The organism is Corynebacterium tuberculostearicum, from assembly GCF_046097465.1.
In the GTDB taxonomy this organism is placed as follows: Bacteria; Actinomycetota; Actinomycetes; order Mycobacteriales; family Mycobacteriaceae; genus Corynebacterium; species Corynebacterium tuberculostearicum_I.
Genome location: NZ_CP175799.1, coordinates 2,139,037 through 2,157,362, shown reverse-complemented (window position 1 = coordinate 2,157,362; position 18,326 = coordinate 2,139,037). Strand labels below are relative to the sequence as shown.

Genomic DNA, 18,326 nt, shown 5'->3' with positions numbered 1-18,326 from the left:
CTTACTTACCGCCCGGGCTGCACGCTTTTGGGGCGGCGGGGTAGAATGACCCCGTTAAGAGCGAACCTAAGTTAAGAGGAGAACTTCGTGGCACGCAATATTGAAGACATTCAGCGCGATATCGAGCGCACCCGCCGCCAGCTGGCCGGCACCCTGGACGAGTTGGCACAGCGCAGCAAGCCGCAGAACTTTGCCAACGAGGCTAAGACCGCGGCCACCGATAAGCTGCAGGACCGCAACGTGCAGATGGCCCTGGGTGGCGTCGGCGCCGCTGTGGTTGGCCTGATTGCTTTCTCGGTCTTCCGCTCTCGCCGCCGCAAGAGCGACCTGAAGGAGCTGCAGCGCCTGCTGTCCGAGCGCCACTAATTGTGAAGTCCCCGCACACCGCGGGGACTTTTTTCGTAGGCTGGGTTGGGATGAAGACACCAATCCCTTTTTATTTGCAGGAAATCCTCACCAAGGTGCGCGATAATCGCGACGGCGCCGTGGCGGACTATATTCCGGAGCTGGCTAAGGCGGAACCCGAGTATCTCGGCGCCGCGATGTGCACCACCACCGGCCACGTTTATTCTGCGGGCGATGATGAGGTGGAATTTACCCTTCAGTCCTTGTCCAAGCCTTTTGTTTATGCGCTGGCTCTCCAGGAGCTTGGTCTTTCCGCGGTGCGCGACATCGTGGGCATGGAGCCTTCGGGCGAGGCCTTCAACGAGCTTTCGCTCAACCGCGATGACCATCGGCCGGTCAACCCGATGATTAATGCGGGCGCGATTGCGGTCACGCAGCTGATTAATGGCGTGGATTCGGAGCCTGCCGCGCGCGTGGAGCGCCTGCGCACCTATTTTTCGCGGCTGGCGGGGCGCGATTTGCTTATCGACGACGCCATGCGTTCCTCCGAGCTGGAAGTCAGCGAACGCAACCTCTCGCTGGCGCACATGCTGCGCAACTACGACATCATCCAGGACGAGGCCCACGACGCGGTGTCAACGTATATTGAGCAGTGCTCGATTGTAGTGACGGTGCGGGACTTGGCCGTGATGTCAGCAACGCTGGCGAACGGTGGCGTGCAGCCGGTGACGGGCGACAAGATTTTGGACGCGGATGTGTGCCGGTTGACGCTATCGGTGATGAGCTCGGCCGGCATGTATGACGGCGCCGGCCGGTGGATGGCCGAGGTGGGCATCCCGGCGAAGTCGGGCGTGTCGGGTGGCCTGCTGGGCACGCTGCCGGGCCAGTTGGGCGTGGCGACATTCTCGCCGCGACTGAACAAAGAAGGCAACTCGGTGCGCGGGGTGGATGCGTTCAAGCTGCTGTCGAAGGACATGGGCCTGCACCTGATGTCTACAGACGAGCGCTATGGCGTGAACCCAGTGCGCAAGGTGGAGCAGGATGCGGAGCTGACCGTGATCTACCTGCAGGGCCTAATCAACTTCAACGCGGCCGAGACCATCTTGTACGAGTTGATGGAGTCGGATTTTGGCGAGGGCACGGTGGTGCTCGAGCTATCGCATATTACGGGCACGAACCGCATGGGCCGGCGCATGCTGAAAGAAGGGCTGCGCCGAATTCGCGAGTCTGGCTTCGATATTGCCATCGTGGATCCGGATGGAGAGCTGGAAGATCGCACCATGTCGGACGGCACCGAGGTGCCCAAGGGCGAGCCGGAAGACTACGCGATCAACGGCGAACCCGTTTAGGTTTGGGTTACCTTACTTAGTCAGGTTAGGATGTCCTATGTAAGGCCCTTTGCGTTAACTGCGAGGGCATCCAACGACCAAGGACTAAAAATGGCTCATACCCCCTTCAAGGTAATGGCGGTTGTGGCGGCATCGGCAACCGCACTCGTCGGCTGCGGCGCAGCTGAGGAAGTAACTGGCGGCTCCAGCGGCGATGCTGAGTTCTCCTTCACCGATATCATCGGCCGTGACGTGGAACTGGATAAGGCTCCCGATCGTGTGATTTTGGGGGAGGGCCGATCGATTTTTGCTACCGGTGTACTCGACCCCGATAATCCACTGGACAAGGTCGTTGGCATCGGAACGGATCTCAAGCAGACCGTGCCGGATTACTACAAGGCGCTGGAAAAGGAACTGCCGTCCGTAAACGAGGTTCCAGAGATCGGCGGCTTTCCCAAGGGCGATGTCACCGTGGAAAAGCTTGTGAGCTTGGATCCGGATCTCATCGTGCTGTCGCTGGATGAATACGATGCCTCCCGCGAAGCGGGCCTGACCGACAAGATGGAGCAGGCCGGCCTGAAGTACGCGGTGACCGATTTCCGCCGCAAGCCGCTGGAGGATACGCCTAAGACCATGGACATCTTCGGCGAAATCTTCGGCCAGGAGGACCGCGCGGAGGAATTCAACGCGGATTGGCAAAAGACCGTGGACTTGGTGGAGGACCGCGCGGAGAAGGTTAAGGATAAGCCGCGGACCTTCGTCTGGCGTTCGGCCGGCGTTTCCGACTGCTGTGGTTCGTGGAACGATTCCAATATCTCCCAGCTGGTCAACGCGGCCGGTGGCGAGAATGTCGGCGATAAAGTCATTCCGGGCGAGTCTGGCACGATCACCCCGGAAAAGGTCCTGGAATCTGACCCGGATATGATCATCGCCACCGGTGGCGATTGGTCTGAGATGAAGGACGATGAAGGCCACCCTGTCGGATACGCTGCAGTGGGCTACGGCATCGATGAAAAGGAAGCCAAGGGCAGTGTGGCTAAGCTGCCGGGTAAGCAGGCTGGCTTCGATAAGCTGCGTGCGGTCAAGGAACACCACTTCCACAGCATGTGGCACCAATTCTATAATTCGCCGTTTAATTACCTAGCGTTGCTGCAGGTGGCCGAGTGGATCGACCCGGAGGCGTATGCCGATATGGACGTCGCCAAGCAGTGGATGGATGCGCAAGAAAAGTACTCGCCGGTTTCCGGCGAGGGAACCTTCTTTAGCACCAACTAATGGAGGGCGCAGAGGTAGCCGCGCTGGCGCGGCAGCACAAGAAGTTAACGTGGCAACGCATCGGCATTGTTGCGGGCCTGACCCTGATCGCAGCCGTGGCTTTTATTATCAGCAACTTCGTGGGTGCGATCGATATCAGCCCGGGCGAGGTTATGAAGGGCATAGTCAATCCCGCGGGGCTGGATGACCAGACGCGCACGGTGCTATGGCAGCTGCGCCTGCCTATGGCCGTGATGGCCGTGCTCATTGGCATGGCGCTGTCTATGGCTGGCGCGGAGATGCAGACCATCCTTAATAACCCGCTAGCCGAGCCCTTCACGCTGGGCATTTCGGCGGCCGCCGCGTTTGGCGGCGCCAGCTCCATCGTGCTCAAATGGCAGCTGATTGCGCAGCCGCAGTTCAATCTCGCGTTGGTGGCGTGGCTTTCGGCCGCGGTAGCCACTGCGATCATCGTGATTGCGGCCGTTATTCGCGGCGCTAAGGCGGAAACTATGGTGCTGCTGGGCATCGGCCTGGTGTTCTTCTTCCAAGCCATGCTGGCGCTTATCCAATACCGGTCTTCGGCCGAGGCGCTGCAGCAGATTGTCTATTGGTCCATGGGTTCTCTGACTCGCGCCAACTGGGCGGCCAATGGCGTGCTGGCGGCCGTGCTCATTATCGCCCTGCCTATCCTGTGGGTGCTGGGCTGGCGCCTGACGGCCTTGCGGCTTGGCGACGCCCGCGCTACCGCCATGGGCATCAATACCTCGCGCCTGCGCGTAGTGGTGCTTATCGTGGTCTCGCTGGTCGCGGCGACGACCGTGGCCTTCGCAGGCATCATCGGCTTCATTGGCTTGGTGGGCCCGCACATCGCCCGCATGCTGGTAGGCGAGGACCAGCGTTACTTCCTGCCGGCCTCCATGGCGGCGGGCGCGGCCGTGATGTGCGCCGCGCATGCGGTCAGCCTGATGATTAAGCCGGGCCTGGCTATTCCCATTGGTATCGTTACCTCGCTTCTGGGCGTGCCATTCTTCATTGCCATCGTTATGACCCGAAGGAGGGCACTGTGGACGTAGAACTGACTATTTCCGGGCTGAGTGCGGCCTATGGCAAGCACCGCGTGCTGGAGTCCGTGGATGTGGAAAAACTCCACGGCGGGCAGCTGGTGGGATTGTTGGGGCCGAATGCATCCGGCAAGACCACGCTCATTAAGTCCCTGGCCGGCGTGCACCGCGGCTGCGACGGAGACGTGGCTTTCCGCGTCGATGGCATGGCCCCGCGCGGCAAGCGCCGCCGGCAGCTCATCGGCTACGTGCCGCAGGATCTCACTAGCACGGCCGCGCTGCGGGCCTTTGAAGCCGTGCTGATTTCCGCGCGCCGGGAGGCCTGCGAAGACCCGATTACACGCACGGGTGAGGTGCTGCACTCCTTGGGGCTGGACGCGATCGCTTCGCGCTACCTCAATGAGCTCTCTGGCGGCCAGCGCCAGCTTGTGGCGGTGGCACAGATGCTGGTGGGCAATCCAGGCCTCATGCTTCTCGACGAACCCACGTCCGCCCTCGACCTCCATCACCAGATCTTTGTCTTGGATGAGGTCCGTGCCAAAGCGCAGCGCGATGGCAGCCTGGGACTTGTGGCCATCCATGACATCAACCTGGCCGCGCGCATGTGTGACCAGCTGGTGGTGCTTAAAAAGGGTCATATTCGCGCTCAAGGTAGGCCTGCGGACGTTCTCACGGGGGAGCTCGTGGAGGGCGTGTATGGGGTAGAGGCGGACGTCGTCCAGCATGGCGGCGCTCCACTCATTGCCCCGTTGCGGGTGAGATAGCACAGGGCCGGGTAATCACCCGGCCCTGTTTTAGTGGTGAGCCATCAGGCGTCTGGTTTCTTGGCGCTGTGAGCACATAAGTCATGCGCAGCGCGGTGACAGGGACTGGCTCGTAAAAAGAAAAATCTCGAGGTATCGTTCTAAGAACAACGCCTCGAGATTTATATTGTGCGCCATCAGGGAATCGAACCCCGAACCCACTGATTAAGAGTCAGTTGCTCTGCCAATTGAGCTAATGGCGCATTGTTGACTTCCTGCCGTGTGGCTCTCTGTGCAACGAGTAGATACTCTAGCAGCCATTCTTTAAAAGTGTAAAATCGCCTGGTCAAAGCGGTTTTTGAAGGGTGTATAACAAATTGGTTAATGCCTGAAGTGGCTTCTGGTAATTGGCGAAGGGAGACGCTAATCTATGTTGGTCTTTGAAAGCAGCAATTACGTGTCTAAGGGCAACTCAGTGAAAAATTCCCTCCCTATCGCGCGCCGTCTCGTAGCGGCCGCAGGCGTTGCGTGCATTTCCCTAGCCGCCGCCTCCTGCTCCTCTGATTCCTCAGCCGAGAATCAGGCTGCCGACCAAGAATCCACCGCCGCCGCACATGCGGATGGAGACAGGGACGGCGGCAAAGAGTCCGAGAAAAAGAAAGGCGGCCTTGTAGCCTCCGTAAAGGACGGGGCGACGGATGTAGATCCGTCCAAGCCAGTCACCGTGGAGACCACGGGCAAGCTCAAGAGCGTCACCATGACCAATGAAATGGGCGTGGAAGTTAAAGAAAAGCTCTCCAAGGATGCCAAGACGTGGTCTACTGCGGAGGACTTGGGCTATAACCACACTTATTCCATCGTGGCCTCCGATGTAGATGGCAACAAGAAGAACCTCAGTTTTTCCACTCCGCAAGCAGCGGGTGTTGCCGAAGTCTCGCTTTCCCCTATCCCGGATTCTGAAGTCGGCGTCGGTCAGGTTATTGGGGTGAATTTCGGTGTGCCAATTACGGACCGGAAGGCGGCTGAAAAGACCATTACTGTGAGCACTAACCCCAAGGTGGAAGGTGCTTTCCACTGGGTCAATAACCAGGAGGTGCGCTGGCGTCCGAAGGATTACTGGGAGCCGGGCACTAAGGTTGAAGTAAAAGTGGACCAGTATGGCAAGGACCTAGGTGGGGGAATCTATGGCGGTGAAAACGCCAAGACGAATTTCACCATCGGTGACCGCACGGTGGCCATTATTGATAACGTCACCAAGACGATGAAGGTCTTTAAGAATAAGAAGTTCTTGCGTGCCATCCCGGTCTCGCTTGGCCGCGATTATCAGTACGATACGCCCAATGGCCGCTACGTTATCGGCGATGAGCACCCGCAGCTAGTCATGGACTCGGAGACCTTCGGCCTAGCCCATGACGCTGGCGGCTACCGCACGACTGTGGACTGGGCTACCCAAATGTCTTATTCCGGCATCTATGTCCACTCCGCTCCGTGGTCCGTGTGGGCACAGGGAAATACCAATACGTCCCACGGTTGCGTCAATGTGACGCCGGAGGCTGCGCAGTGGTTCCAGGAGACGATGAAGCGTGGCGACGTGGTGCGGGTATTCAACTCCTACGGCGAGACGCTTAATGCGTTGGACGGTCTCGGTGACTGGAATATGTCCTGGGATGAGTGGTCGAAAGGTAACGCGGACGCTAATCAGTAGCGCCTGACGTCCGCACAAGGCACAAGCGCATGGCTACAGTGGTGGCCATGCGCTTTTCTGTTTTAGACCGCGGGGCGGCCGGGCCGTTGGACCAGGTAGCTGAGCACGCGCGGCACGTGGAGCGGCTTGGTTTCCGGCGATTTCTGGTGGCCGAGCACCACGGCGTGCCAGGCATTCCGGCGGGGCAGCCGGGGATGTTGGCGGCCCACGTGGCGGCGCGCACGCAGCGCATTCGGGTAGGCACGGCCGGCATCATGCTGTTAAATCACCCGCCGTTTCTGGTGGCGGAGCAGATAAACCTCCTCGAGGCGTTGTATCCCGGGCGCATCGATATTGGGATTGGCTCCTCCGTCGGCTTTACCGGCCCGGTGCGGCGGGCGCTGCGCCAGGGCGACCCGGCGGTGGCGAAGCAGCGCTTTGAGGCGGAGCTGGCAACGCTGTTGCGCTACCTGCGCGGCGAGGAGGCGGTGACGGTGCGGCCGGAGTATGCGGGCACGCCGATCTACGTGTTGGCGGGCTTTCGATCGGCCATGGTTGCGGCCAAGATGGGGCTCGGCGTCATTTTGGGCGGCCCGGTGGCCACGCAGGAGGCGGCCGCGCGGGTGTATCGGGAGCATGCGCTTGCCGACGCCCCGCCTATCATCTCCTCGCTCAATATCGCCGTTGCCGATACGCCCGCGGTCGCCCGTGACCTGTTGTTACCGGAGGCCTATGCCAAGGTGCTCGCGCAATCTACCGGCGAGTTCGGGGCCCTGCGGCCTGCAGGAGAGCTGGATATGGATGCGCTCACGGGGCAGCAGCGCCGGCGCATTGGGGAGACGCTGGCCCATGACGTGTGGGGAACGGTGAAGGAAGTGGGGGAGGAACTAAGGGGCGTCGGCAAGCGGCTGGGCGTAAGCGAGTTTGTGGTGACCGGAGACATGCCAGATGTGGCCGGTCGGGCACGTTCGGAGGAGCTGCTGGCGAGCCTGCAGGCCGAAAACTGAAAAAGCCCGAGCGCAAGGCTCGGGCATTTGGGGTGGCTGACGGGACTCGAACCCGCGACACCCAGGATCACAACCTGGTGCTCTACCAGCTGAACTACAGCCACCATCGCTGCGTGAAAGCAACGAGATATAGGTTAACTCACGCCGCCTAAATTACAAAAACGCCTGGTAATCTGCGGTGGTTTCGGCCTTGATCTCCTCCGCTTCGGGGGAGGTGGGGCCCTCGTCGGTGCGGAAGACGCTGCGGCGGTAGAAGTCCAACTCGCGGATGGATTCGATGATGTCCTGTAGTGCGCGGTGGGCCATGCCCTTATCGGGCTGGTTGAAGTAAGCGCGCGGGTGCCACCGGCGGGCAAGCTCCTTGATGGTGGAGACGTCGATCATGCGGTAGTGCAGGGCGCTATCGAGCCGCGGCATATAAGCGCGGATGAAGGTGCGATCTGTGGCGATGGAATTGCCGGCCAGGGGAGCGGGGTGCTCAGGATCGCAATGTTCATTGATGAGCGCGAGTACGGCATCCTCGGCTTCTCCGATGGAGGTGGTGGACTCGCGGATTTCCTTATCCAGCCCGGACTTAGCGTGCATCTGCGTGACAAAGGAATCCATCTGTGCCAGCTCATCCTCGGTGGCGTGGACGACGAGGTCGATGCCTTCGCCCAGGATGTTGAGGTTGCCATCGGTAATGACGGCAGCGACCTCAACGATGACGTGGCGCTCGGGGTCGAGGCCCGTCATCTCCAAATCGATCCAGACGAGGCGGTCGTGTTTTGCGGCTATCTCGGAATGTGGCATGCGGCCCATTCTACGCCCGCGTGCCTTTACCCCTGTATGGGGTACGAGACGGGCTGCCCTGGAGGGGCGATTACTACTGGACAACGCCAGCTTTCAGTAAGTGTGGCGCCATACTGCATAAAATTAATTGGTGATTTGCCTCACTCTAGGATGTGAGTTAGGGCATACTCTGGTTAATCGCTCTTCATTCGGGAGGTGCGACAGACTTAGGAGAGACCAGATGGCAAACTTCCTCGATGCCCTCAATACCGTAATTTGGTCCCCCGTCTTGGTGTTTTTGTGCCTCGGCGCGGGTATTTATTTCACCGTGGTGACACGCGGCCTGCAGGTGCGCTGCATCCCGGACATGCTCAAGCAGATCGTTAACGGAGAAAAGTCCGCAGATGGCGTGTCTTCCTTCCAATCATTGATGGTTTCGCTCTCCGGCCGCGTGGGCGTGGGCAATATCGCCGGCGTGGCCACAGCCATCGCCTTCGGTGGGCCTGGCGCCGTGTTCTGGATGTGGGCAGTGGCGCTGTTGGGCTCGTCCACCTCGTTCATCGAAAGTACGTTGGCGCAGATTTACAAGGAGAAGGACCAGGACACCGGTGAGTACCGCGGCGGGCCCGCCTATTACATCGAAAAGGCCTACAAGCACACTAAGGCGGCGCCTTTCATGGTGGTCTATGGCATCGTGTTTGCCGTCGCCATGATTTTGGCTACCAGCTACTTCTTGCCTGCCATCCAGGCCAATGCGGTGGCCGCCGCGGCCGATACCGCCTGGGGCATCAACTCCACCTGGGCAGCCGTCGTCTTGGCGGGCATTCTGGCCATCATCATTATTGGCGGCGTGAAGCGCATTGCGACCTTCGCCACCATTGTCGTGCCATTCATGGCGGTCATTTATATCGTGATTTCCGTGGTGGTCATGTGTATGAACTTCTCGCAGATTCCGGAGGTCTTCGGACTCATCTTCAGGTCCGCATTCAATATGGAAGCCGGATTCTCCGGCATGCTGGGCGCGGCCATCATGTGGGGTGTTAAGCGCGGCATCTACTCCAATGAGGCTGGCCAAGGTACCGGCCCGCAGTCCGCTGCGGCCGCCGAGGTTTCCCACCCCGCTAAGCAGGGCTTTGTGCAGTCTTTCGCGGTGTACGTTGATACGCTCTTTGTCTGCTCGGCTACCGCGTTCATGATTATTTCTACGGATATGTACACCGTCTTCCGCGGCAGCTCCGAGGACGGCGAAGTGGTCTACAACGGCTCGCTTCCTGATGGCGTCGAGGTTGGCCCTGGCTACGTGCAGTCCGGCCTCGATAGCGTCTTCGCCGGCTGGGGCCCAACCTTCATTGCCGTCTCCATTGCCTTCTTCGCCTTTACGACGGTCCTGGCGTACTACTACATGTCCGAGGTCAACCTGACCTACTTCAACCGCTGGGTCCGCTCCCGCACGGCCCGCCGTGGTCTGATTTGGGTGCTTCGCGCGCTAATTATTGTTTCTGTCATCGTTGGCGCCACCACCACTCCGGGTGCGGCGTGGGCGCTGGGCGATATCGGCGTCGGCACGACGGCATGGCTCAATATCATCGCCATCCTCTTCCTGCAGGTCCCCGCCATCAAGGCGCTCAAGGACTACGAAAAGCAGAAGAAGGCCGGCAAGGATCCGCAGTTCGACCCAGAAGCTTTGGGCATTAAGAATGCGGACTTCTGGGTAGAGCGCAAACGAGCACGTGGCGAGGGCAGCGTGTTCAAAGACAAAGACAAGGACTTAGAAGGCGCCGGGGCCTAGCCCATCTTGGCGTAGAAGCTGCCTACCAGCGGTGCAATCACCGGGGTGGGCAGCACCTGGCTGAGGGTATTCATCGCCTTAGATAGCGGGCCGGGCACCACGCGGCGCTGATTGCGGCGCATGGCCTCGATGGTTTCTTGGGAGCACGACTGGTAGGTGGTCCACAAAAAGTCCGGTACCACCTTGTCCACGATCGACTGGTCTTCCTCTGCGATGGTGGCCTCGCGCACTGGGCCGGGGGCGAGCAGGGTGCACGAGACGCCGGAGCCCTTCAGCTCATAGTGCAGGGCCTCCGTAAACGCATTGACGCCTGCCTTGGTGAAAACGTAGGTAGCGTTATTGGGGATGGGGATATTGCCCGCGGCAGAGCCGACATTGCAAATGGCGCCGCTGCGGCGAGGCAGCATCTGCTCCAAGGCGGCTCGTGTAAGGCGGTGGACGGCAGTTCCATTGAGCTCGAACTGCGTCGTCTCGTACGACCAGTCTTGATCCATGAAGGGGCCGAAGCTGGCGATGCCGGCGGAATTGACCAAAATAGACACCTCGCGGGTGGCGATGGTCTCGGCCACACGGGCGACGTCGTCAGCCACCGCTAGGTCCGCCGGCAGGGCAATGGCCTCGATATTATGGCGCTGCTCGAGCTCGGCGGCGATGGACTCCAGGACCTCGCGGCGGCGGGCCACAAGGATGACGTTATATCCCAGTGCTGCGAAATCCTGCGCCATGGCCTTGCCAATGCCTTGGCTGGCGCCCGTAACGAGGGCGTAGGACGTTCGGGAAGGGGCGGGAAGTGACATGGTTAAGCCTTTCCGGAGTGGGGGCATGGTGAGTCCTAGCGTAAACAAAGAGCCTTGAAGCGGCGAGAAACTCGGCGCCTCAAGGCTTTCGCGCGGTGCCCCCAGCAGTGTCTGGTTCGGAGACATCGTTCCGCATGTCTCATGAGATCGTTCCGGTCCTACCAGCTCAGATGTCTCACCACATCGATCCGGTTGAAAACCCTGAAGCTAAAACTGCCCAGACACGACGAAAAGCGATGTCTCGAGACATCGATCCTCTGTGGCTTTCTGCTCCGAAGTGGGGGATTCTGAGAGTATGTCCGTGCTAGGCCCAGCGCTGGTACTTCTAGCGCCTTCAGGAGCAGTTCTAGGTGTGTGTCGCTAACAACTAACGACAACTGAAGCCAGAACCAGGTCCCGGTTATCGTGTTGAAAACCCGCAAACGGGGCACAATCTTGGCCCGCACAGTCGCCTGACTCTCGCAGTACTCGCGACGTTGCGAATGCCTGGTTTTCGGGAGTCTGGGGCAACCAAAAGCAGAAAATCTCGAGACACCGACCGGAACGATGTCTCGAGACTTCACACGGTGCCCCCAGCAGGATTCGAACCCGCGACACATGGGGTAGAAACCCACTGCTCTAATCCACTGAGCTATGGGGGCTTACAACGCACTCATAGTAGCCCACGAGGGCGGGGAAACCTAAGCCAGGGTGCGCTGCGGCGTGCGCAGGATGTCCACCAAGTCTTGGGCAGCTGCGGTCAGCTCGCGATCCGTGCGGTAGGCCACGATGGCGTAGTAGCGCGGCAGGTCATCAGCAATGGGGCGGGTGATGATGCCGTTCGGCTGCACAGTAGGTGCGCAATTGGGCACGATGCTGACGCCGAGACCACTGGAGACCATAGGAATTGCGCTATTGAGGCTGGCGACCTCCTGGGTCTTTTTCGGCTTGAGGCCCGGTCGGCTATTCCAGAGGTCGTGATAGAACTCGGCCAGTTCAGGAAGTTCGCGGCTGCGCGGTGGGACAAGCCAAGTTTCCTTCTTCAGCTCGGCGAGGGAGACGGGGGATTCCAACTCGGCGAGGCGCTGGGGAAGGGCGACGGAGTAGTCGAACGTGGCCACTTGGTGGACGGTGAGTTCGGGGGAGTAGCGGCGAATGAAGGCCTTCGGATCGGACGTCGGCAAGAGCGCTAGGTCCACCTGGCCATCCAGTAGCTGTTTGATAGCGGTGGCTGGCTCGGCGTCATCCAGCGAGATATTGGCGGTGGGGTAAATCCGCTTGAGCTCAGCCAGGGCGGAAGGGGTAAATTCCCAGTTCAAAATGGCGCCGGAGGCGAGGGATACGGTGCTGGCCTTGTCGCCGGTGATTTCGCTGATATGGCGCTGGGTTTCGCTCAGCAGGGCATCAACCTTGACGGCCGTTTCGTAGACATAATCGCCAGCCTCAGTGGTGGAGACACCGGAGCGACCGCGCGAAAGCAGCTGGGCGTTCAGCTCTTTTTCTAGCTTCCGGATAGAAAGGCTCAGAGATGGCTGGGTCATATCGAGGGATTCGGCAGCGTGCGTGAAGGAGCCATTGTCTACAACGGCGCGAAAATAAAGAAGTTGACGGGTGTCCATAAGCTCCATAATGGCACATGTAAAGACAAAATGTGTGTTAGGTGAGAAACTAGGTCGCGCTATACAATGCGCACTATGGCAAATGAGCAGGTTAACAGTGTGAACGCGGCGGGTAAGAAGCCCCGCCCTTCCTGGGGAATTTATATCGCAGCGATGCTAATTGCCGGCCTGATCGCCGGTTTTATTTCCCTGTTCCTCCTGGCCGATTCCCTGGCGGCCCTGGGCATTCCGGACCCCGGCCGCATAACCACCTTTGGCCTGCCGCTCTTTCGAGGTGTGGCGTGGATTCTCATGGCTTTGTCCGTGGGCTCATTCTTGGCCTCGTCCTTCCTTATCGCTCCGCGCGGGGACAATGCCGCGCTTATCGATGCCCCCTTGTCCGTCGACGGCCACATCGCCGCGCGCACCGGTACGTGGGCTTCCTTTGGCATGGCGGCCGTGGGGCTCGTGGAAATCCCGCTCATTATGTCCGACCTCACCGGCGCGCCCTTTTCCCAGGTATTCGAGCCTTCCATCATGAAAATGGCGCTGACGGAAATTTCCACCACCATCGTGTGGGCAATCTCCGTGCTCATCGCCCTGGTAGTGGGCATTCTCGGACTCGTGGGCCGTGGCTGGTCCATGCAGCCGATCCTGCTTTTCTTGTCCATAATGCAGGTCGTACCCATTGGCATGGAAGGCCACTCCGCGGCGGGCGGCGACCATGATTACGGCACCAATTCGCTCCTGTGGCACTTGGTCTTTGTCATGCTTTGGGTAGGCGGGCTTATGGCGCTAATCGCCCATGGTCGGCGCCTTGGCCCCAACCTCGCCTTTGCAGTGAAGCGCTACTCCGGCATCGCCTTTATGGCCATTGTGGTGCTCGCGGTTTCGGGTTTGATTAACACTCTCATCCGCATGAATATCTCCGATCTGGTGGATTCCGCGTACGGAATCATTCTGATCACTAAATTCGTGCTGACGATTTTGCTGGGTATTTTCGGCCTCGCTCACCGCGAGCTCACCATCCCGCAGCTGGGCAAGAACCCGCGCCTTTTTGTCCGCATCGCCATCGTGGAAGTAGCGGTCATGGCCGCCACCATTGGCGTAGCCATCACGCTGGGCCGCACCGTGCCGCCCGCACCGCGGGATCCCAACCTCAACTCGATGCAGATTCTGATGGGCTATGAGCTGTTTGAAAAGCCCACGGTGCTCAATGTGTGGACCATGTTCCGCTTTGACATCATGTTTGGCACCATTGGCCTGCTTTTGGCTGCGGCCTATGGCTACTGCGTCTACCGCGTGCACAAGCGCGGCCTGACCTGGAGCAAGGGGCGCACCGCATGGTTTATGTGCGGTGCGCTGGGCCTGACCCTTGTGATGTCTACCGGCCTAGGCCTCTACATGCCGGCGATGTACTCCATGCACATGTTGGTGCACATGATTTTGTCGATGGCGGTCCCGCTCCTGCTCGTCCTGGGTGCGCCACTGACCCTGCTCATGGAGGCCTTTGAGGCAGGACCGAAGGGGAAGCCCAGCCTGCACGACTATGCACTGGCAGCCACCCAGTCCAAGATCGTCGCTTTTATTACCAATCCGTTTGTCAACCTCGTGCAGTACCTATTCTTCCTCTATGTGCTGTACTTGTTCCCGAGCCTGTATCAATTCGCTATCTCGGAACACGCAGGTCACCTCATTATGAACTTCACGTTCATCATCTCCGGCTGCTTCTATTTCTGGGAAATCATCGGACCGGATCCGCTGCCCAAGCGCCACTCCACCCCGTTCCGATTGGCCGTGCTGTTCCTTTCCATGCCTTTCCACCTCTTTGCCGGCGTGTACCTGATGCAGCTGCAAAGTGTGTTGGGTGCAGATTTCTACCAGTATTTGGAGCTGCCCTGGGATCAGGATCTGCTCCAAGACCAACGTGTGGGCGGCGGCATCGCGTGGGGATTTGGTCAGTTCCCGCTGGTTATCGTCTTTGGCAAGCTCTTCCTGGATTGGCTCAGCGATGATCGCGCTACGGCTCGCCGCCACGATATGCAGGCGGATGCGGACGATGATGCCGAATTGGAACGCTATAATGCGATGCTCCAGGATATGGGCCACGGCGATGAATCGAGCTTCCGCGGGCGCTAGCCTGTGGATAACCGGTTAAAAATCGCCCCCAAACCCGAGTTTTGTTGACGGGTACAACAAGTTATTCACAGGGTAGGGGTCTCCGGCATGGTGCGGCTTGCGCGCCGGCATCAGGATGTGGAAGCGAGCGAGGAAAACCGAACTCGCCTATCCAACTATCCAGCAAAGGATTTTCTAGCACCATGTCCCAATACCCAATTACCTTGACCGGTCGCCTTACTCGCGATCCCATCCTGACCAAGACTTCAACTGGGGCCTATAAGGCCAAACTGCGCGTAGCTTCCTCGCGCCGAATTCCGGACCGTCAGGTCGATGCAGGCGCCAATGATCCAGAAGGGCACAACTCCAAGGCCCCGCAGTGGCGCGACGTGGACCACCTCTACATCGATGTCGAAATGTGGAATCAATTCGCCATCAATGTGCGCAAATCCCTGGCTAAAGGCATGCCGCTGGTCATCGTGGGCTCCTTAGTTACAGAACAATGGCGCGATGACCAAGGCGCCGATCACTTCCGCACATTCATTAAGGCGCAGTATGTGGGCCTGGATCTGAACCGCCACGTTATCGGTACCAAGCGTCTCGCTCCGCAGTACAACCAGGAAAATATTGCGGTCCCAGAACTGGGGGACAACGCCATTGAACCGGACGTGGACCACAGCCTGCCGCCGCAGCAGGCGGGGCAGGGAGATACCGCTGCCGATACCGCGGCGGACCGCTATCTAGCCGAGCGCGCCGCAGCCGCACGAGGTGGGGAAGAAGATTCCTTCGATGACGCCGAAGTGGACGAGGAGGCTGCCGAGGCAGAATCCGCCACAGTGAACGCTTAAGCGGTTCGTCCCTGGCTTGATTGCCTCGGGTGTACCAGACCCGAGGCACCTGGGCAGTGGTTCTGATGTAGTGTTTGTGTAGATAAATACGTCTCCCAAATTTTTGCAAAGGGGTAAAAGTGGGCGAATTCATCTACACGATGAAAAACGTGCGCAAGGCAATTGGCGATAAAGTCATCCTTGACGATGTAACAATGGCGTTCTACCCAGGTGCCAAGATTGGTGTGGTCGGCCCTAACGGTGCCGGTAAGTCCTCCATTCTGAAGATTATGGCCGGCCTGGACCAGCCTTCCAACGGCGAGGCTTTCCTGGATCCAGGTGCCACCGTGGGCATCCTGCAGCAGGAGCCGCCACTCAATGACGAGAAGACCGTGCGCGGCAACGTCGAAGAGGGTCTGGGCGATATCTTTGAAAAGAAGCAGCGCTTCGAGCAGATCGCCGAGGAAATGGCCACCAACTACAGCGACGAGCTCATGGAAGAGATGGGCAAGCTGCAAGAAGAGCTGGACGCCGCCGATGCTTGGGAGGTTGATTCCAAGATCGAGCAGGCCATGGAAGCTTTGCGCTGCCCGCCTTCCGACGCCCCAGTGACCAACCTTTCTGGTGGCGAGCGCCGTCGTGTAGCGCTGGCTAAGCTCCTGCTCACCGAGCCGGACCTGCTGCTGCTCGACGAGCCTACGAACCACTTGGACGCCGAGTCCGTGCAGTGGCTGGAGAAGCACTTGGCCGATTACCCGGGTGCCGTTTTGGCCGTGACCCACGACCGCTACTTCCTCGACCACGTCGCGGGCTGGATCTGTGAGGTTGACCGCGGCAAGCTCTATCCGTACGAGGGCAACTACTCCACCTACCTGGATAAGAAGCAGGAGCGCCTCGAGGTTGCAGGCAAGAAGGATGCGAAGCTGCGCAAGCGCCTGAAGGACGAGCTGGAGTGGGTGCGCTCCGGATCGAAGGCCCGCCAGGCCAAGAACAAGGCTCGTCTGGAGCGCTACGAGGAGATGGCTGCCGAGGCCGAGAAGTACAAGAAGCTCGACTTCGAAGAGATCCAGATTCCTACTCCGCCGCGCTTGGGTAATAAGGTTGTGGAAGTCAAGGACCTGCAGAAGGGCTTCGATGACCGCGTCCTGATTAAGGACCTCTCCTTCACCCTGCCGCGCAACGGCATCGTGGGCGTTATCGGCCCGAATGGCGTGGGTAAGACCACCCTGTTTAAGACCATCGTTGGCCTGGAACAGCCGGATGCCGGTTCTGTCGAGGTGGGCGATACCGTCAAGCTGTCCTACGTGGACCAGAACCGTGAAAACATTGATCCTGAGGCAACCGTTTGGGAGGTTGTCTCCGGCGGCCTAGATTACATTCACGTGGGTCAAAACGAGATGCCTTCGCGTGCTTACCTGTCCGCGTTCGGCTTCAAGGGCCCGGATCAGCAGAAGCCATCCAAGGTACTTTCCGGTGGTGAGCGCAACCGCCTGAACTTGGCGCTGACCCTGAAGGAGGGCGGCAACCTGATCCTCCTTGACGAGCCGACCAACGACCTGGACGTGGAAACCCTCGGCTCGCTGGAAAACGCGCTGGAGAAGTTCCCAGGCTGCGCCGTGGTCATTTCCCACGATCGCTGGTTCTTGGACCGCACCTGTACCCACATCTTGGCCTGGGAGGGCAATGTGGAAGAAGGCCAGTGGTTCTGGTTTGAGGGTAACTTCGGCGATTATGAGAAGAATAAGGTCGATCGCCTCGGTGAAGAGGCGGCCCGTCCTTCCCGCGTGACCCACCGCAAGCTGACCCGCTAAGTAGCTGACGCCCCAACTGAGGAGAATGATGGCAACCCCAAGCGTGCACACGTACCGTATTCAGACCCGCTGGTCGGACTTTGATATGTACGGCCACATGATGAACGCAAACTACATCGAGCTCGCCCAGGAAGCGCGCCTAGCCTTTGCTAAGGAACATATCTATTCCAAGGGCCTCGACTTCATTGCGTTCGTGCGTCACCTGGATGTGGACTTCCTGCGCCCGATGGAGTTCACGGACACCACTACGGTGGAGGTGGAAACTACCATTTCGCAGATTGGCACCACCTCGTTTACCACCACTCAGCAGGTGAAGAACGCCCAGGGTGAGGTCGCGGCAACCGTGGATTGCGTGCAGGTAGTCATTGACCGTCAGCAGCAGACCCCGCGTCCATTGACGGATCAGGAAAAGGATATTCTGCACAATACCGCCGCCAACTAGCAGCGGAGCAGAGCACAGATTAGAAAGGCAGGGCCCGAAGGCATGGTCACCGAGACTCTAGAAATTGGAAGCGGTGGACCTGGCCTTCGGGCCCTTGTCACGCGCGCAGTTGGTTTGGACGCGAGCGCTTCGGTGCGGCTGCGCCAGCTGACTGACGACGTCGTCGATGTCTTTGTCACCACCCCCTTCGAGGTGGTTGCCTCCCGCCGCGTCCAAGGCGTCGCTTCCCGCGATGGAGCTGTGGTTTCTGCTGCCACGCTCGCCGATCAGCTCAAAGAGCATGAATCTAGCGGCATGTTAGATTTGGGTCCTGCCCGCGATCCATCGTGGCCGGGAGCATTGCCGCCGGCGACTGGCTACAGTGTGGTCGATACCTTGCCAGTTACCGTTGTTCGTGAACTTTCCGATAAAGGTCAGCAACTGACCCGGCAATTTTCTGGCCCCATGGGCCCGCCGTCCAGCTTGTTGAATCAGACCGTTGTCACGGTGGAAGGCGATGGCGCCACGGTGGAAATTCCCATGCGCATGATCTTTGCCTGTACCAACCTGGGGCTTATTCCTGGGTTTTCCGCCCCGATGGACGTGCCGCGGCACCTGCGAGTGGCCCAGCTGGGTCGTTGGATGCGACTCGACGCCCCCTTTGGCAGCATTTACCGTTCCACCCGCTTGTCCTTGTTCTAGCCTTCGCCGCGGGGGCACGTCCCTCTGGTGTTCAACAATCTCGGCGTACCACCGCCCCACAATGGGCGAGGTTGCCCGAAAAGTAGTC

At 59.5% G+C, this 18,326-nt stretch carries 16 protein-coding genes and 3 tRNA genes; 13 read left to right on the top strand and 6 right to left on the bottom strand.

The annotated features are described in order from the left end of the window. Window positions 1-87: 87 nt before the first annotated feature. The 5 genes from ACKFRX_RS10190 (at window position 88) to ACKFRX_RS10170 (ending at window position 4,755) form a co-directional block, all read left to right on the top strand. A complete protein-coding gene (locus ACKFRX_RS10190; RefSeq protein ID WP_005323988.1) occupies window positions 88-366 on the top strand; it encodes a DUF3618 domain-containing protein in 279 nt (92 codons plus the stop codon). A gap of 50 nt (window positions 367-416) precedes the next feature. Continuing rightward, a complete protein-coding gene (locus ACKFRX_RS10185) occupies window positions 417-1,694 on the top strand; it encodes a glutaminase (RefSeq protein WP_301714267.1) in 1,278 nt (425 codons plus the stop codon). A gap of 90 nt (window positions 1,695-1,784) precedes the next feature. Beyond that, window positions 1,785-2,948 (top strand): ABC transporter substrate-binding protein, encoded by a 1,164-nt coding sequence (locus ACKFRX_RS10180; protein ID WP_408923327.1) that lies wholly within the window; start codon window positions 1,785-1,787, stop codon window positions 2,946-2,948. Beyond that, complete coding sequence (locus ACKFRX_RS10175; RefSeq protein ID WP_250411906.1) at window positions 2,948-4,003, top strand: iron ABC transporter permease; 1,056 nt, start codon at window positions 2,948-2,950, stop codon at window positions 4,001-4,003. The genes ACKFRX_RS10180 and ACKFRX_RS10175 overlap by 1 nt, the downstream gene beginning before the upstream one ends. Further along, window positions 3,994-4,755 (top strand): ABC transporter ATP-binding protein, encoded by a 762-nt coding sequence (locus tag ACKFRX_RS10170; RefSeq protein WP_408923328.1) that lies wholly within the window; start codon window positions 3,994-3,996, stop codon window positions 4,753-4,755. Before ACKFRX_RS10175 ends, ACKFRX_RS10170 begins: the two co-directional genes overlap by 10 nt. Before the next feature lie 169 nt (window positions 4,756-4,924). Here the strand turns inward: ACKFRX_RS10170 and ACKFRX_RS10165 are convergent. Continuing rightward, window positions 4,925-4,997 (bottom strand) — tRNA-Lys (locus ACKFRX_RS10165). Window positions 4,998-5,167: 170 nt separating this feature from the next. Here ACKFRX_RS10165 and ACKFRX_RS10160 point away from each other — a divergent pair. Both ACKFRX_RS10160 and ACKFRX_RS10155 read left to right on the top strand, forming a co-directional pair. Continuing rightward, entirely contained in the window at window positions 5,168-6,439 is a 1,272-nt protein-coding gene (locus tag ACKFRX_RS10160; protein ID WP_408923414.1) for an Ig-like domain-containing protein, read from the top strand. Between the two features lie 29 nt (window positions 6,440-6,468). Next, window positions 6,469-7,425: an MsnO8 family LLM class oxidoreductase gene (locus ACKFRX_RS10155; RefSeq protein WP_005327281.1), complete on the top strand. Its 957-nt coding sequence runs from the start codon at window positions 6,469-6,471 to the stop codon at window positions 7,423-7,425. A gap of 28 nt (window positions 7,426-7,453) precedes the next feature. Here the strand turns inward: ACKFRX_RS10155 and ACKFRX_RS10150 are convergent. Beyond that, window positions 7,454-7,529: transfer RNA gene (locus ACKFRX_RS10150), tRNA-His, on the bottom strand. Window positions 7,530-7,578: 49 nt separating this feature from the next. Next, window positions 7,579-8,226, bottom strand: a complete 648-nt coding sequence (gene orn, locus ACKFRX_RS10145) for an oligoribonuclease (protein WP_250411916.1) — start codon at window positions 8,224-8,226, stop codon at window positions 7,579-7,581. A 211-nt stretch (window positions 8,227-8,437) separates the two neighbouring features. Between orn and ACKFRX_RS10140 the strand changes: the two genes are divergently transcribed. Beyond that, window positions 8,438-9,985 (top strand): alanine/glycine:cation symporter family protein, encoded by a 1,548-nt coding sequence (locus ACKFRX_RS10140; protein WP_316981671.1) that lies wholly within the window; start codon window positions 8,438-8,440, stop codon window positions 9,983-9,985. On the opposite strand, the gene cmrA is transcribed toward ACKFRX_RS10140, so the two are convergent. The 3 genes from cmrA to ACKFRX_RS10125 form a co-directional block, all read right to left on the bottom strand. After that, window positions 9,982-10,782, bottom strand: a complete 801-nt coding sequence (cmrA, locus tag ACKFRX_RS10135; protein ID WP_316981670.1) for a mycolate reductase — start codon at window positions 10,780-10,782, stop codon at window positions 9,982-9,984. The two genes, ACKFRX_RS10140 and cmrA, sit on opposite strands and share 4 nt — an antisense overlap. A gap of 567 nt (window positions 10,783-11,349) precedes the next feature. Beyond that, window positions 11,350-11,423, bottom strand: a tRNA-Arg gene (locus ACKFRX_RS10130). 39 nt (window positions 11,424-11,462) lie between these two features. Next, window positions 11,463-12,380 (bottom strand): LysR family transcriptional regulator, encoded by a 918-nt coding sequence (locus ACKFRX_RS10125; RefSeq protein ID WP_250409281.1) that lies wholly within the window; start codon window positions 12,378-12,380, stop codon window positions 11,463-11,465. A 66-nt stretch (window positions 12,381-12,446) separates the two neighbouring features. Here ACKFRX_RS10125 and ACKFRX_RS10120 point away from each other — a divergent pair, with 66 nt between their 5' ends. From ACKFRX_RS10120 to ACKFRX_RS10100, 5 genes are all read left to right on the top strand, one after another. Further along, on the top strand, window positions 12,447-14,498 hold the full coding sequence (locus tag ACKFRX_RS10120; RefSeq protein ID WP_250409282.1) for a cytochrome c oxidase assembly protein: 2,052 nt from the start codon (window positions 12,447-12,449) through the stop codon (window positions 14,496-14,498). A gap of 182 nt (window positions 14,499-14,680) precedes the next feature. Beyond that, window positions 14,681-15,325 (top strand): single-stranded DNA-binding protein, encoded by a 645-nt coding sequence (locus tag ACKFRX_RS10115; protein ID WP_200435287.1) that lies wholly within the window; start codon window positions 14,681-14,683, stop codon window positions 15,323-15,325. Window positions 15,326-15,444: 119 nt separating this feature from the next. Beyond that, complete coding sequence (gene ettA, locus ACKFRX_RS10110) at window positions 15,445-17,115, top strand: energy-dependent translational throttle protein EttA (protein ID WP_005327274.1); 1,671 nt, start codon at window positions 15,445-15,447, stop codon at window positions 17,113-17,115. A gap of 25 nt (window positions 17,116-17,140) precedes the next feature. Beyond that, window positions 17,141-17,557: a thioesterase family protein gene (locus ACKFRX_RS10105; RefSeq protein WP_200435288.1), complete on the top strand. Its 417-nt coding sequence runs from the start codon at window positions 17,141-17,143 to the stop codon at window positions 17,555-17,557. A gap of 42 nt (window positions 17,558-17,599) precedes the next feature. Next, entirely contained in the window at window positions 17,600-18,238 is a 639-nt protein-coding gene (locus ACKFRX_RS10100; RefSeq protein ID WP_408927779.1) for a hypothetical protein, read from the top strand. Window positions 18,239-18,326: the final 88 nt, after the last annotated feature.